Raw genomic sequence first — 14,683 nt, 5'->3', positions numbered from 1 at the left:
GTGCTCATCCGTTCCCGGTTTTACCCGATCATCATTTTGATCAACAACCCGGCAGCGGCGATGAATAATCCGGCCCCGCTAATCATCGTTCCCACCAGCCAGCGCTGGCTCTCGCCCTGCCGCAGCTTCAGCCTGGCAATTTCGTCGCGCATCTCGTCGAGGCGCAGGTGCGCCGATTTGCTACTCTGCACACCCTCAAGCGCGATATCCCGCGCGGTATTCATAATGTCGAGCTTGGTTTCTACGCGGGTTAACCGCTGCAAAATCTCATTTATGTCGTCAGGCATGTCCCTACCCCCGGTTAAGAAGCGTATCGTCAATCGCTACAGCGGATTTCGGGCTGACGCTCCCTGCCGGAAGCATCAGCCCCGAGATCCTTAATCGCTTACGGCTCCATACCCGCAACCAGACTGCCGGACAGATAAGCCGTAATTTTGCCGGTGTCCGCGTAATCGCGTGCAGACGGATTGAAGGAGTAGTCATTGGACTGCGTATAGTATGCGAAAATCGATTTCCGGAAGGAACCCTCCACAAGAACCTTTTCTCCCGGCTTCAGCGTTCCGGCTCCGCTGGCAAAGCTGATTTCCAGATAATAATCGCTCGTCGGCTTGCTTACCGTCTTCTGGAAGCTTCCCGATACATAAGATTTAATGCTTCGGTTGGTAGACGAACCGGTAACCCGCGCCGTATCGGTGAAGAAGGATTGGCTCCTATCACCGTCTACTGTGAAGTAATACCGGAGCTTCAGGTTCGAGAGCTGAATGGTGCTGCTGCTCGTGTTCTCGAACGAAATCCGCGGCGTAATCGTATTGACGCTGTTGCTTCGGTTGCCGTTGTAGGACTGGATGATATAGGCCGGATTTACGGTCACGTACTGCACAGCCGTCGAAGCGTTGCCGCTTGGGTCTGTTGCCGTCCAGGTAACGGCGGTCTGTCCTAACGGGAACCCGCCTTCCGGAGCGTCATTTTTCAGCGTGTAGCCGAAAATATCGCTTGCAGTTGCCTGGCCCAAATCTACCGGCGTTTTGATGCCGGTCGCCGTTACCGTCACATCCGCCGGTGCGGTTATCACCGGCTTGGTGGTATCGACTACCGTAATCTTTTGCACCCCTGTGGTCACGTTGCCGTTCGCATCGGTCGCCGTCCACGTCACTTCGTTGGTTCCAAGTGCATAAGCGATAGGCGCGTCACTGGATACAGTCACTTCATAGATATCCGTCGCCGTTGCTTGACCGATATCTACCGGCGTTTGCAGGCCGGTGGATTCAACCGTCATGTCTTCCGGCAGACTCAGCACCGGCTTCGTCGTATCTACAATCGTGATCTTCTGGACGCCAGTGCTCACGTTGCCGTTCGCATCGGTCGCCGTCCACTTCACTTCCGTGGTTCCGAGTGCATAGGAGGCTGGCGCGTCGCTGGTTACATCCACTTCGTAGATATCCGTCGCCATCGCTAGACCGATATCTACCGGCGTTTGCAGGCCGGTGGATTCAACCGTCATGTCTTCCGGCAGATTCAGCACCGGCTTCGTCGTATCTACAATCGTGATCTTCTGGACGCCAGTGCTCACGTTGCCGTTCGCATCGGTCGCCGTCCACTTCACTTCCGTGGTTCCGAGTGCATAGGAGGCTGGCGCGTCGCTGGTTACATCCGCTTCGTAGATATCCGTTGCGGTCGCTTGACCGATATCTACCGGCGTTTGCAGGCCGGTGGATTCAACCGTCTTGTCTTCCGGCAGACTCAGCACCGGCTTCGTGGTATCGACGACCGTAATCTTTTGAATGCCCGTCGACACATTGCCGTTCTCATCCGTTGCCGTCCAGGTCACCTGGGTAGTTCCCAGCGTATAATCGGCCGGCGCGTCGCTAGTTACCGTTACGTTGTAAATATCGGTTGCCGTTGCCTGGCCGATCTCTACAAAAGTGTGGAGACCCGTCGCTTCCAGCGTAATGTCCGCAGGCACGCTCAGCGCCGGTTTGGTTTTATCCGTAATCGTCACGGTCACGATGCCAAGGCTTGTGTTGCCGCTGCTGTCGCGTGCGGTCCATGTGACCTTGGTTGTGCCAAGCGGGAAGTTGGCGGTAATCGTGCCGGAGCCGGTAATCGGCCCTTGCTCTGCGTATCCTGGAGCATCCGTCGTTAACGTTACCGGGAAAATATCCGGCACATCCGGAATTTCCAGCTCCACCGGCGTTGCCAGTGCGGTAGCCTCAAGCTCGGTATGCAGCGAGCCGGTAAACTTCATTTGCGGCTTGGTCGTATCGACAACGGTAATCTTCTGCACGCCTGTGCTTTCATTGCCGTTCGCATCGATCGCCGTCCATTTCACTTCCGTCGTGCCAAGCGGATACGCGGCAGGAGCGTCACTGCTCACCGTTACCTCGAAAATATCGGTTGCCGTCGCTTGCCCGATGTCGACCGGCGTGTTAACGGCCGACGCTTCCACGGTTTGATCTTCCGGCACGTTCAGTACCGGCTTCGTCGTGTCGATGACGGTAATCTTCTGCACGCCGCTTACCGCATTGCCGTTAGCATCCACGGCTGTCCACTTCACATCCGTTATGCCAAGCGGGTAGGCCTCCGGCGCATCGCTGCTTACCGTTACCTCGAAAATATCGGTTGCCGTCGCTTGCCCGATGTCGACCGGCGTGTTAACGGCCGACGCTTCCACGGTTTGATCTTTCGGTACCTCAAGCACCGGCTTCGTAGTATCCACGACGGTAATCTTCTGCACACCGCTTACCGCATTGCCGTTAGCGTCTACGGCTGTCCACTTCACATCCGTCGTACCAAGCGGGTAGGCCTCCGGCGCATCGCTGCTCACCGTTACCTCGAAAATATCGGTTGCCGTCGCCTGCCCGATGCTTACCGGCGTATTAACAGCCGTTGCTTCCACGGTTTGATCCTCCGGTACGTCAAGCACCGGCTTCGTCGTATCCACGACCGTAATCTTCTGTACGCCCGTACTTTCATTGCCATTCGCATCAACCGCCTTCCAGATCACCTCGGTGATGCCCAGCGGATAAACCTCCGGCGCATTGCTGCTTACGGTTACTTCATAAATGTCTTCTGCTGTCGCCTGGCCGATATCCACAGGCGTATTCATCGCGGTGGCTTCAACTGTCTTGTCCTCGGGTACATGCAGCACCGGCTTGGTCGTATCGACGACCGTAACCCTCTGCACGCCGCTGGAGACGTTACCGTTCGCATCGGTAGCGGTCCACGTGACCTCCGTCACGCCCAGCGGATAATCCTTCGGCGCGTTGCTCTTCACGGTGACATCGAAGATATCTGTCGCTGTCGCCTGACCCATTTCAACCGGGGTTTGCAAAGCAGTAGCCTCTGCCTGTACATCCTCCGGCAGCGTGAGCACCGGCTTTGTGGTATCTATAATCGTAATCTTATACACATAAGTCGACACATTGCCGTTTGCATCCGTAGCCCTACAGGTCACGGTAGTCGTGCCCAGCGGGAAAGCGGCCGGCGCGTCGCAGCTGACCTCGGTGACGGCGAAAATATCCGTCGCTGAAGGCGGAGCCAGTTCTACCGGCGTAAGCTTGGCGCTGGCTTCAACCGTGCGGTCGGGAACAGGCTCAATCACTGGCGCGGTCGTATCGACTACGGTAATCGTCTGCGTGCCCGTACTGATGTTGCCGTTCACATCCGTTGCCTTCCAGGTAACGATGGTTTTGCCCAGCGGGTAGCTGGCCGGCGCGTTGCTGATTACATCTACCGGGAAAATATCGGTTGCCGTCGCTTGCCCGATCTGAACCGGGGTATTTACCGCTGTCGCCTCTACCCTCATCTCCTGCGGCACGGTCAGTACCGGCAGGGTGGTGTCATTAACGATCACCTTCTGCGTGCCGGTCGATACCTGCCCGTTGGCATCCGTGGCTGTCCAGGTTACCGTCGTCGTGCCGACCGGATAATCAGCCGGCGCATCGCTGGTCACCGTAACCGGGAAAATATCCTGTGCCGTCGCCTGCCCGATCGTCACCGGGGTTCGGACCGCCGTTGCTTCCACCCGCACCTCGGGAGGAACGGAAAGCGACGGCTGCGTCGTATCCACAACCTTCACATTCTGCACAGCTGTTGATACATTTCCGCTGGAGTCGGTAGCCGTCCAGTTTACTTTTGTCGTTCCGATCGGAAAATCGCTTGGCGCATCATTTTTTACGGTTACAGGGAATAAGTCCGATACGGTCGGTTCGCCAAGCTGCACCTTTGAACGCACAGCGGTTGCTTCTATTGAAATGTCCTTCGGAGCGGAAAGCGCCGGCTCGGTCGTATCCACAACGTTGACTTTCTGGGTGCCGATGGTTTCATTGCCGTTTGCATCCGTCACCGTCCAGGTAACTACAGTGGTACCCAGCGGATAATCTGCAGGTGCGTTATGACTAACGATTACCGGGAAAATCTCGGTCACCACAGGCTGTCCGATGTCAACTCCGGTCCGTTCGCCCGTCGCCTCCGACGTCTTGTCGCCCGGCAGCGTTACCAGCGGCTTGGTGGTGTCGGTGATCGTTACGCTCTGCGTGCCCTGGGTCTTGTTGCCGTGCTCATCTACAGCCGTCCAGGTTACCAGCGTCTTCCCGACGGCGAAGCTTTGCGGCGCGTTATGGGTCACGTCTACATCGAACACATCGGTTGCCGTCGCCTGTCCCAGGTCTGCCTTGGTCAAAATATCGTTCGCTTCCATGGTAATGTCCTTAGGCACGGTCAGCACCGGAGCTGTCGTATCCGTTACCGTGATCTTCTGCTCGCCCTTGGATACATTGTTATGCTCGTCCTTGGCGGTCCAGGTCACGATGGTCGTACCGACGGGATAATCCGCAGGCGCGTCGCTTGTTACCGTTACATCGAAGATATCTGTCGCCGTGGCTTGGCCGATGTCGAGCTTCATTCGTTTCTCGCTGGCCTCAACCGTAATATCCCCAGGGACGGTCAGCACCGGCTTCGTCGTATCGGTAATGGTAATCGCCTGCTCGGCCAATGCCGCGTTGCCGTTTGCATCCTCGGCCTTCCAGGCTACTTTCGTTGTGCCGACCGGATAGTCGGCCGGGGCATTATGGCTGATGGTCGTCGGGAAAATATCCGTCGCCGTCGCCGTTCCGATCGCTACCGGGGTTCTTCTGCTTGTTGCCTCCTTCGTCATATCCGCCGGCGCCGTAATGACCGGTTTGGTGGTATCGGCCACGATGACGTTTTGCGCGGCATGAATGACGTTGCCGTTCGCATCGGTGGCGGTCCAGGTCACGGCTGTCGTACCGACCGGGAATTCCTTCGGCGCATCGCTCGTCACAACGACCGGAAAGATATCCGTAGCGGCCGCTCCGGTTACGACGACCGGAGTTTTGATGCCGGTTGCTTCCACCACGATATCGCCCTGCACCGTAAGTACGGGCTTGGTTGTATCGATGATCGTAATTTTCTGCACCTGCGACGTAACGTTGCCGACCGGGTCGGTTGCCGTCCATTTCACGGTTGTCGTGCCGATCGGGTAATCGGCCGGCGCATCGTTCGTTAGGATTGTCTCGTCGCCGGAGACGTCCTGTGCCGTGGCCTGTCCGATTTGGACCGGCGTACGGACCGCAGTCGCTTCCATCGTAATGTCCCTAGGGACGGTCAGCACAGGGTTAGACTTGTCGATCTTCACCTGCGTCCTCTGGATGGGCGAGGTATTTCCGGCCGCATCCACCGCCCAGAAGGAGAGCGGCGTCGTTCCCTCGGTTGTAACGCTAAATGTTGCGGAGGCTCCGGTTACGGTACGCTCCTCCCCGGTCTCGCCCAGCTTATAATGGATTTCCTTGACCCCGGAATTGGCGTCCGCCGCATTCAGCGTTACCGAAACATGGCTGCTGTTCCAGCCGCTTGCGTTCGCCGCCGGGCTCAGGATGCTCGTAATCTCCGGATTGGATTTGTCGATCTTCACCGTGACGGTTCGCACGGCTTCGGTATTGCCTGCCTTATCGGCGGCCCAATAGCTGACGGTTGTCGTGCCGTCTGCGCTGATCTCCAGATCGGCGGAGTCACCGGCCGTTTCGACGGCTTCGGTTTCACCGATTTTATAGTAGATGGAGGCCATGCCGGATAACGGGTCTTCCGCCGCGAAATGCAGCTTCACCTTATCCTGGTTCCAGCCCCCGGACGCCAGGCCATCGCTTGTTGCGACGGTTACCGGCGGGGTCTTGTCGATGTTGATTGGACCGAAGGTTATGGTAGAGGTATGGTTCTTGTCATCGTCGCTTGCCGCGACGCCGTCCACCGCCTTGCCTGTCGCCGTCTGGCCCGCTCCTTCGCTGGAGTAAACCTGATCGGCGGTCACGGATTTGATTCCGGACAGCGTATCCGCCGCCGTATAATGTACCGTTACCGTTCGCTTGGTCCACGTTCCGGCGATGTAGGTCGCGCCGGCGTCGTCAAGCGCGCTCGCCGTAATCGTCGGCGGCGTGGTATCCACCTGATTGGAGCCGACCGCTCCGACCTCTACCCGGAACGTAACCGGCGCAAGCCCCGCTACGGTTGCTTTGACATCCAAGGTCCGGATAACACCGGTGCTCATGGAGTACACCTGGTACCCCTCCCCGATGTAGCCGGGATAGGTGTTGGCGGCTGACGCCATGCCGTTCGCATCCGTCGTTACCGTGATGACGTTGCTGTTCAGCCCTCTCATCACCGCCGTGATCGTGTTGTCCGGCGCAGCCTCGAAGGTAACCGGCACGCCGGCAAGCGGATGGCCTGACGGGTCCTTCACGCTGACGATCTGCGGCAGCATGAAGCCGCGGCCCCCGGGAATAACCGTCGACGGCTGCGACAGCTTGATCTGCTGCAGCAGCGGCGATGCCGTGCTTAAGGTTCCCTGCACCGGAACCTGCGCAACCAGATTTGCACCGCTGTGCAGAATCATGCCGAGCGTATCATCCTTGTTATATACCGAGCCGGTCACCGTATCAGGCGCTGCTGCAAGTACGCTTGCAGTCGGCTGATCGGCTTCAGCCGATCGGTCTTCGTGCAGAGCGGCATATGCTCTGCCCGAATCCGCTCCCGCCTGCTCTGCCCGGGCGTAACCCTGCAATGCCCCGAATACAAGGAGCAGCGCCAGCAGGACAAAGTCCAGCCATTTGGAAAGTCTACCCGCTTTTCCATGCCTAAATTGTTTGAAGTCTGCTTTAATTCGTCTCATTAGCATCCCCTAACCTTTTTGTTAATGACCTTCTGTACCTATGAAAAGTCAGGACCCTCCTTTACTATTCAAAGGAGAATCCGAGCTGCGTTTTACAACTTCTTGCCGCGGTTCACGTAATACTCGATCCTCGCTTCCAGCCATGCCTCAATATCGCCTAGCGCAAGCTTCAGCCCATCCTTGGCCTGCTCCCCGATGATGGCAAGCGCCTTGTCTTTAGCCATCCGGAACGACTCCGCCATCGCTGACGAATCAAAAGTTCCCTGCTTTTTCATGTTCTCAACGAAGGTCTGATTCACAGCCGTCACCGCCGACTCGATGGCATTCTCCGCCAGCGCCAGGAGCTGGTTCACCGCATCATTGCCGATCCGCTGCTCGACGTCTGCGATTTTGCGTTTGATATACGTGATAAACGATCTCGACAGCAGGCCAAGAACCGGTATAGCAAACAAGGTGAATACCAGTTCCATCCATTCCGCAGCAATCGCGTCCTTCATGTGCATCCCTCCCCAATAGGTTGTTTTCCCCGAGAAACTTCAGCAACATTTTCCAATAGATTACAGATGATGCATATTTGTACATATCAAATGGTACTTTAACCAATAAATTTACAACCTTAAGTAGAATACTAGAAACTATGTAAAATTGTTACTTTTGTTAGTTGTGGAATCTATGGAATATTTTACTTGTTATATAAGGATACAACTCTAGCTGCTCAACCATTTTGAATGGGGGGAAAAGCGATGGTAACCTGTGACGATGAATTGGTGGAAACCTGCAGGAAATTGTTGAAACGTTCGGCTTGGCGAATCCAGTACAAGACACGAATCCAGCAAATTCGGGAAAGCAAACCGCTCTTTGACAATCAGATGATCTACGACAACAGCTTTGAGAGCATGGTCATTTCGGAGCTGTTCGTCGACGAGCTGCTGGAGATGATTCCGTGGGAGAAGTGCAGGTACATCATCAGAAAGACCGTTATCGATGGCATTGCGGAGAAAGAGGTCGCCCGTGATTTACACATGACTCAACAGGGGGTTAACAAATGGAAGCGGAAGGGGTTAGAGATTCTGAAAGAGCAACTGGTCACTTTATCGAGACAGTAAAAAGAGCGCAAAGCGGGGATAAAGATTCAATGGAGGATATTCTCACCCTATTCTCGGGAGACATCGAATATTTGGCGAAATTCATCATGCTGCCGAAAGAAGAAGCCATCCAAACTTTGAAAATCGAACTTATAGACATTGTTTATCACACTCTATGAAAAGCCTTCTACTTATAGATATCCATACAATCGGCTTTCAATAGATAAAGGGGTGGCCCGGCGTGCCGCCCCTTTATCTATTACCGCAGGAGCGGACGTTTCGAGATTTGACACAAGCTCCCACCGCTGTTATCCTCGAATTCATCTGACTAGTAATCAATATCCCGTTTTGATTATTTGACGAATCCCCCGATTCGTAATAAGTTGAAAGTTAAGAGGATGCCAAACTACTTCGCTGAGCGCAATTTTTTCCATTTGCGAATTTTGGCGTAACGACTTCTTTTCCCTCCAGTTCGTCGCGATCCCAACCGCGGATTAAGCTCATCCAGCCCAGTTGATAGGCAATCATCTCCTGCGGCGTACGGTCGACTTCCTCAAATCGCCTCGCTCTATCCGTTTCGGATATCCCCTCAATTTCGGCGATAAATAGATGAGCGGTTTTCTGAATTTCAGAAATTAAAGCATGTTTATCGGCGTAACCCTGCATGGAATTTTATTCCTCCACGTTCGACTTTTTTATACAGAAGAAAAACAGCTCCAGATGTTTGCGGAAGCAGTATCCGATTCTGGATAATCCGGATCTGACTTTCTTGTCGATCTTTTTTCTATGTGTTATGATTAGAGATAACAAGACCAAGTGCCGGAAACACTTGGCCTCGACAATTGGCTTGGAGGGGTTTCCCTTCTGAGTTGATCAGACGAAAGAATCCCACCTTGGCTGTAACCTTAGGGTGGGATTTTATTTTCTCTTGAAGTTATTCCCGATGTACGTTAAAAGTGCAAGGACAAATGTACCAAAACCAATCCATGATGAGGATTGCATCTTTTACTTCCATGGCTCACCTCCTTTCGAAGGGAAGCCATGCCCCCAAGATTCAATTGTACTTCTATTTTATCTCAATGCGAGAATGCGTACGAGCGTTCCTGTCTATTAACTCTACTTCGAACCGTGTTCTATTCCTCAGAAAAAGTCGCTCATCAAGACCGCAAACCCGTTATGGCTAATCGATTTGATGAATCCCCCGATCCGTAATAAGTTGGAAGTAGGAAGATTTAACCACGGGCCAAAGCATGGCCACATCAAGAATGACAAGAGGATATATACGCGTCATAATGGGCTTTCCTATACCTCGGAAGGTCGCATCACAAAGGAGTATACGGAAGAAAAGCAGTTCGAGATGTTCGTGGAAGCAGTGACCGATAATTAACTATTCGGTTCTACTAATACTGATTAAGAAGGTGTGAACTTGCATTTTATTAGGAAAATCGGGATTTTTACAATAATTGCTGTAGTCGTACTGGTAGTTACTTTCCTCATAGGAATGAAAGGGTTGAACTTTAACCAATAAGGGACCATTTCTAAGTAACCTAAAGAGAAGAACGCCACGAAATATCTAAGGAGGATTAGATCAGTCCGATGAGAATTCGAAAAAAAGTTGTTTTTATCGCCACTGCAGCTTTGTTGGTTTGTGCCGTCGGGCTTGTGGCGCTTCTGAATATTGCGGATACGAGTAACAAGACTAAAGGAAACATGATTGTCAGAAAAGCTACCCCGGAGGAAATAGAGAATGCCAAAACTGCAAAATATGTTGACGGCATAACTACAAAGTTCGGTGATTTTGAGTATACGCCCGATGCTCCCGTACCTTCGGATGGTGTGGTTTATGACTTAGGCGACATTAGAAAAGATACCAAGATGGTCATCATAGGGGAGAAGAAGTTCTTAAAAGTTGGATTAAAATAGCAAGAGTGAAACGATGAACAGCTGGTAAGTTCCTTTGCTTTGACTATTTGACGAATCCCCCGTTCCGTAATAAGTTGGAAGTAGGAAGATTCAACCACGGGCCAAAGCATGGCCACACCAAGAAACGACAAGAGGCGGGCCCCGGATCAAGGGGAGGACCGTCTCTTTTTTGCGTGGGTTGGGCGGGACTCAAACTCTATTACGGAATGATAGGAGCACGAACATGAATGAAGAGCTGATCAAGATGCTGCTTGCTTTTCGGGAGGAGCGGAACTGGGGACAATTTCACAATCCGAAGGATCTGGCGATCTCGCTAAGCCTGGAGGCCTCCGAACTGCTGGAGAATTTTCAGTGGAAATCGTCCGAAGACGCGGTGTCGCAGAAAAAACAGGAAATCGCCGACGAACTGGCCGACGTGCTGATCTACGCGGTATATCTGACCGACGCGCTGGACCTCAACGTCGAAGAGATCATTCGGGACAAAATGCGGCGGAACGGCGCCAAGTATCCGGTGGACAAGGCTTTCGGCAAAATGACCAAATATACCGAGCTATAGGAGTGCAGATACAGCATGATTATTTATAGCAGCAATGCGTTGCAGTTTCGCGAGTCGGTGGACCGCAACCAAATCACCGTGGAGATCGAGCAAGCTTTTATTAATAGGATGGGGATGAAACCGAGCCCGGGCGAAAAAAGAGCCTGGAACAACTCCATGCAGTTCATGGAACGCGTCATCCGCAATTCCAATATTGCCGACGATTGCGGCGTCATGATCGAATACAACATCCCGGCGACCAGCAAGCGCATCGATTTTATCGTGGCAGGGCAGGACACTGCGGGCCGGGATAACTTCGTGATCGTGGAGCTGAAGCAGTGGGACGCGGCCCGGGCGACGGACCGGGAGGACGTGGTTGTGGCCTATATCAACGGCCGGCAGCGCGAGATCCCGCATCCGTCTTACCAGGCATGGTCGTACCGCCAGTTTCTGGACGACATGAACGAAGCGATCCACAGCAGCGACCTAAAGAGCTATTCTTGCGCTTATTTACATAACTATCGCGTGCCGGAGCCCGATCCGCTAAAGAGCGAACGCTATCAAAACATCATCCGGGAAGCGCCCTTATTTATGGCGGACGATACGGCGAAGCTTCAAGCGTTTTTGCATCAACACGTCGGTAAAGGAAACGGCATTAATCTGCTGTACTTAATCGAAAACGGAAAAATCCGCCCCTCCAAAAAGCTGATCGACCACGTGGACGGGCTGTTCAAAGGGAACGCCGAGTTCATTTTGCTGGACGAGCAGAAGGTGGCTTACGAGACGATCATCAGCCTGGCAAAAGACACGAGCCGGAAAAAAACGATCATCATCCAAGGCGGACCGGGCACCGGCAAATCCGTCATCTCCATGAATGCGCTGGGCGGCTTGCTGAAGCAAAAGCTGAATGCCAAGTTTATAGCGCCTAACGCCTCCTTTAGAACGGTGATGGTGGAGACCTTGGCGAAGCAGCAGCCGAAGGACAAAGCGCGGGTCCGCGGCTTGTTTGCAGGATCAGGGCAATTTGTCGATAGTCCGGAAAATTTCTTTGACGTCCTCGTCGTCGATGAAGCCCATCGCCTGAAAGGAAAAGGGGCTTACCAATACCGCGGCGTCAATCAGATCGAGGATATTATCAAGGCCTCGAAGGTCAACGTCTTTTTCATCGATGAGTTCCAGCGGATTCGGCCGGACGACATCGGCACCGTGGCCGAAATCGAGCGTATCGCGGGTGCTTACGGCTCCGAGATTCACGAATACACGCTGTCCGCCCAGTTCCGCTGCTCGGGAGCCGAAGGCTTCATCAACTGGATCGACCACGTGCTGCAAATTCGCCCGACGGCCAACTTTAACGGCTGGGACCGGGAAGCTTTTGAATTCAAACTGTTCGACACGCCGAATGCGGTCTATGAAGAGATCAAAGCGAAGGTAGAGACCGGGCATAGAGCGCGGATGCTTGCCGGGTTTGCCTGGGATTGGACCAAAGACACCGAAGGCAACCGCAACGGCGAAGTCGCGGACGTGACCATCCCGGAACACGGCTTCCAAATGCCCTGGAACGGCCGCTCCATCTCCAGCACCTGGGCCATCCACGAGGCCGGCGTCGAGCAAATCGGCTGCGTCCACACCTCGCAAGGCCTGGAATTCGACTACGTCGGCGTCATCATCGGCAACGATCTGAAATACGATCCGGCAACGATGGTACTCTACGCCGATTACAATGAATACAAGGACACCATGGGCAAGAGAGGCCTCAAAAACAATCCCGACCAGCTCACCAAGCTGATCAAAAACATCTATAAGGTGCTGATTTCCAGAGGGATGAAGGGATGTTATTTGTATTGTAGGGACCCGGAGTTGAGGGGGTATTTGGAGGGGCAGTTGAAAAGAGTGACGAGTAACTAAACCTCGTAAAAACCATAGGCACGGCAATCTTGCGTTTTTTGATCGAATATCCAAACCATCAGCCTCTTTATAAAAAGCTGATGGTTTTCTTTTTTGTTCACTGTAGATTTCAAAAATATGTATATAATCCCGAAATTTTAATAATTTATATATTATTCCAAAATCATCTGTTCAAAGGGCGGATTAAGTGCTATTATTTTCCATGTAGTGAAAGATTTCAATTAGTTTACTGTTTCGGATGATATTTACGTGGCTATTCAGATATACGTTTCTAAGTACTTATGGTTAATATTGAAAAGCTGGCCAGCCTTCAATGTTCTTATAATGTTTCATATTTCTAATTGAGCAATACAGGAAACAAAATAAACCATAAGGAGATATATTTATTATGAAAAAAACCTTATCAATCATGTTATCTGTTTTTTGTTTGTTTTTTCAGGAATAAGTGTCTCTTTCGCATCTCCTTTGAACGATACAGTTGATAAAAGCCAACCCAATAATCAACAACTTTCTGAAATCGACAAATCTATTATGAGTCAATCTAAGGTGCCTTTACAAAAAATTAGAATCGATCCGTATAATAAAAAAGAAGTGGAATCAACCATTAATAATTATAAACTGCAACCTGAAACTGCTAAGGATATTCGAGAATTTACTGGAAAAGTCCAAAATGGTGAAATTACTTCAGGTGAAATTAATTTATATATACCGGCTGGCAATCAAGGGGACATATCGACTTTTGCTACTAGAACTTATGTTGGTTACAAAGATAAAACGTATTATGAAGAAACAGTAACATACAAAGGTATAAGCCCTGAAACAGAAATTAGAAAAACAACAAAACAAAAATGGACGGATTATTTAAATACAACCATTAATGAGACAGCCAAATACTTTACCGACAAGGTACTTAATGGTGTAACATTGGGTTATTGGGATTTAGTAAAAATTCTTACGGCAGGCATCCCTTCCCAAGTATCCTCCTCGACTGAAGTTACTCATACAGCCAAATTAGTTCAAACGGTAATCAAAAAAAATACCTACGTAGTTTTAGACGGACAATATTATTTTGGATCTAACGGCCAGTATGCTTTAACTCATTTTCAAAATTTTGTAAATATCCCGGGTTTTGGTCAAATGACTAACAAAGATACTGAAGAGAAGACAGCCTATACACCCAATTACTATAAGGGTGACGAAAAGGCATGGTTAAGTTATGTTAATGGAGGATTTACAGAGTACTTTTCAAATTACACATATGGAGGTGTAGTATTCAACGCGCTATAACATGAAAAAAAGCATAATAATATTACTAACTGTACTGATTCTTGGACTTTTGGCTTTGGTTTTATATAGCGGGTATTCTTACACAACTACTTATTACAAACATGAGCATATTAAGGGAGTAGTTGTAGAACTTTCTGACAATAAAGTCGGTATGGGCTCTACTACTCTATCCATTAAAACAACGGATGAGCAGGAAATAGCCGATGTAATTCGTCTCATGAAAAATAGGACAGTTTTTAAATTATTTCCTGACATTGGCCCAGCGAAAAGCTATACAAGTGATTATTCGGATTTTCGAATTGAGTTTATTTCGGATACCAATTTAACTTTAGAGTACCGCGTCACATCTTCTGGAAATGTTGAGGTTAGAAAGGGCTTCGGTAATAAAGCTTCAAATACAATTATTTTTGGAGGAAGCGGCAAGAAGTGGTTTAACGAAATCAATGACGTATTCGACGAAAAGAAGCAAAACAACTTGTGGTCAAGTAGCAATCAGGAGTGAAACGGTGAATAGCCGTTTCACTCCTTTTTTTACGCTATTTGTACTTCTGGAATTCTGAGTTGAGGGAGAATTTGGAGGGGGCTGAATAGAGTGACGAAACACTAGACCTCGTAAAAACCAAAGGCACGGCAATCTTGAGTTTTTTTATCAAATACCCAAACCATCAAACTTTTATTAGTGGAGTGCACCCCTTATACTAGACATTGGAAACCCCCCTTGGGTAAACCGATGAAATATAAGGGGTGCATTTTTCATGGCGATCA

General features: G+C 51.0%; 12 protein-coding genes. 7 read left to right on the top strand and 5 right to left on the bottom strand.

Features of this window, described 5'->3' with window-relative positions; translation table 11 throughout:
* Window positions 1–20: 20 nt before the first annotated feature.
* The 3 genes from ACQ4N8_RS24750 to ACQ4N8_RS24740 all read right to left on the bottom strand — a co-directional run bounded on the left by ACQ4N8_RS24750 (window position 21) and on the right by ACQ4N8_RS24740 (window position 7,680).
* Window positions 21–287, bottom strand: coding sequence for a hemolysin XhlA family protein (locus ACQ4N8_RS24750; RefSeq protein WP_430707020.1), 267 nt, complete (start codon window positions 285–287; stop codon window positions 21–23).
* A 98-nt stretch (window positions 288–385) separates the two neighbouring features.
* The gene (locus ACQ4N8_RS24745; protein ID WP_430707019.1) at window positions 386–7,183 is read right to left on the bottom strand and encodes an HYR domain-containing protein; all 6,798 of its coding nucleotides are present in this window, start codon (window positions 7,181–7,183) and stop codon (window positions 386–388) included.
* 92 nt (window positions 7,184–7,275) lie between these two features.
* The gene (locus ACQ4N8_RS24740) at window positions 7,276–7,680 is read right to left on the bottom strand and encodes a hypothetical protein (protein WP_430707018.1); all 405 of its coding nucleotides are present in this window, start codon (window positions 7,678–7,680) and stop codon (window positions 7,276–7,278) included.
* Window positions 7,681–7,926: 246 nt separating this feature from the next.
* Between ACQ4N8_RS24740 and ACQ4N8_RS24735 the strand changes: the two genes are divergently transcribed.
* Both ACQ4N8_RS24735 and ACQ4N8_RS24730 read left to right on the top strand, forming a co-directional pair.
* Entirely contained in the window at window positions 7,927–8,289 is a 363-nt protein-coding gene (locus ACQ4N8_RS24735) for a sigma-70 family RNA polymerase sigma factor (RefSeq protein ID WP_430707017.1), read from the top strand.
* Entirely contained in the window at window positions 8,229–8,447 is a 219-nt protein-coding gene (locus ACQ4N8_RS24730; protein WP_430707016.1) for a helix-turn-helix domain-containing protein, read from the top strand. Before ACQ4N8_RS24735 ends, ACQ4N8_RS24730 begins: the two co-directional genes overlap by 61 nt.
* 211 nt (window positions 8,448–8,658) lie before the next feature.
* Here the strand turns inward: ACQ4N8_RS24730 and ACQ4N8_RS24725 are convergent, their stop codons facing one another.
* Together ACQ4N8_RS24725 and ACQ4N8_RS24720 are read right to left on the bottom strand one after the other, a co-directional pair.
* Entirely contained in the window at window positions 8,659–8,934 is a 276-nt protein-coding gene (locus ACQ4N8_RS24725; protein ID WP_430707015.1) for a ClbS/DfsB family four-helix bundle protein, read from the bottom strand.
* A 252-nt stretch (window positions 8,935–9,186) separates the two neighbouring features.
* Window positions 9,187–9,270, bottom strand: a complete 84-nt coding sequence (locus ACQ4N8_RS24720; RefSeq protein WP_430707034.1) for a putative holin-like toxin — start codon at window positions 9,268–9,270, stop codon at window positions 9,187–9,189.
* A gap of 594 nt (window positions 9,271–9,864) precedes the next feature.
* On the opposite strand from ACQ4N8_RS24720, the gene ACQ4N8_RS24715 reads away from it, so the two are divergent.
* The 5 genes from ACQ4N8_RS24715 (at window position 9,865) to ACQ4N8_RS24695 (ending at window position 14,420) form a co-directional block, all read left to right on the top strand.
* Complete coding sequence (locus tag ACQ4N8_RS24715) at window positions 9,865–10,191, top strand: hypothetical protein (RefSeq protein ID WP_430707014.1); 327 nt, start codon at window positions 9,865–9,867, stop codon at window positions 10,189–10,191.
* 223 nt (window positions 10,192–10,414) lie between these two features.
* The gene (locus ACQ4N8_RS24710; RefSeq protein ID WP_430707013.1) at window positions 10,415–10,747 is read left to right on the top strand and encodes a nucleotide pyrophosphohydrolase; all 333 of its coding nucleotides are present in this window, start codon (window positions 10,415–10,417) and stop codon (window positions 10,745–10,747) included.
* Window positions 10,748–10,762: 15 nt separating this feature from the next.
* On the top strand, window positions 10,763–12,631 hold the full coding sequence (locus ACQ4N8_RS24705) for a DNA/RNA helicase domain-containing protein (RefSeq protein ID WP_430707012.1): 1,869 nt from the start codon (window positions 10,763–10,765) through the stop codon (window positions 12,629–12,631).
* 546 nt (window positions 12,632–13,177) lie between these two features.
* Entirely contained in the window at window positions 13,178–13,918 is a 741-nt protein-coding gene (locus ACQ4N8_RS24700) for a hypothetical protein (protein ID WP_430707011.1), read from the top strand.
* Between the two features lies 1 nt (window position 13,919).
* Complete coding sequence (locus ACQ4N8_RS24695) at window positions 13,920–14,420, top strand: hypothetical protein (RefSeq protein ID WP_430707010.1); 501 nt, start codon at window positions 13,920–13,922, stop codon at window positions 14,418–14,420.
* Window positions 14,421–14,683 lie beyond the last annotated feature (263 nt).

Source organism: Paenibacillus macerans (assembly GCF_050565405.1).
Taxonomy (GTDB): Bacteria; Bacillota; Bacilli; order Paenibacillales; family Paenibacillaceae; genus Fontibacillus; species Fontibacillus macerans_B.
The sequence above is the reverse complement of the archived record's forward strand: the minus strand, read 5'-3'. Positions and strand labels throughout refer to the sequence as shown.

Coding starts and splice junctions, on each gene's coding strand:
- ACQ4N8_RS24750 (WP_430707020.1), bottom strand. CDS start 287: ATGCCTGACGACATAAATGAGATTTTGCAGCGGTTAACCCGCGTAGAA.
- ACQ4N8_RS24725 (WP_430707015.1), bottom strand. CDS start 8,934: ATGCAGGGTTACGCCGATAAACATGCTTTAATTTCTGAAATTCAGAAA.
- ACQ4N8_RS24705 (WP_430707012.1), top strand. CDS start 10,763: ATGATTATTTATAGCAGCAATGCGTTGCAGTTTCGCGAGTCGGTGGAC.
- ACQ4N8_RS24740 (WP_430707018.1), bottom strand. CDS start 7,680: ATGAAGGACGCGATTGCTGCGGAATGGATGGAACTGGTATTCACCTTG.
- ACQ4N8_RS24710 (WP_430707013.1), top strand. CDS start 10,415: ATGAATGAAGAGCTGATCAAGATGCTGCTTGCTTTTCGGGAGGAGCGG.
- ACQ4N8_RS24695 (WP_430707010.1), top strand. CDS start 13,920: ATGAAAAAAAGCATAATAATATTACTAACTGTACTGATTCTTGGACTT.
- ACQ4N8_RS24720 (WP_430707034.1), bottom strand. CDS start 9,270: ATGCAATCCTCATCATGGATTGGTTTTGGTACATTTGTCCTTGCACTT.
- ACQ4N8_RS24745 (WP_430707019.1), bottom strand. CDS start 7,183: ATGAGACGAATTAAAGCAGACTTCAAACAATTTAGGCATGGAAAAGCG.
- ACQ4N8_RS24715 (WP_430707014.1), top strand. CDS start 9,865: ATGAGAATTCGAAAAAAAGTTGTTTTTATCGCCACTGCAGCTTTGTTG.
- ACQ4N8_RS24730 (WP_430707016.1), top strand. CDS start 8,229: ATGGAAGCGGAAGGGGTTAGAGATTCTGAAAGAGCAACTGGTCACTTT.
- ACQ4N8_RS24735 (WP_430707017.1), top strand. CDS start 7,927: ATGGTAACCTGTGACGATGAATTGGTGGAAACCTGCAGGAAATTGTTG.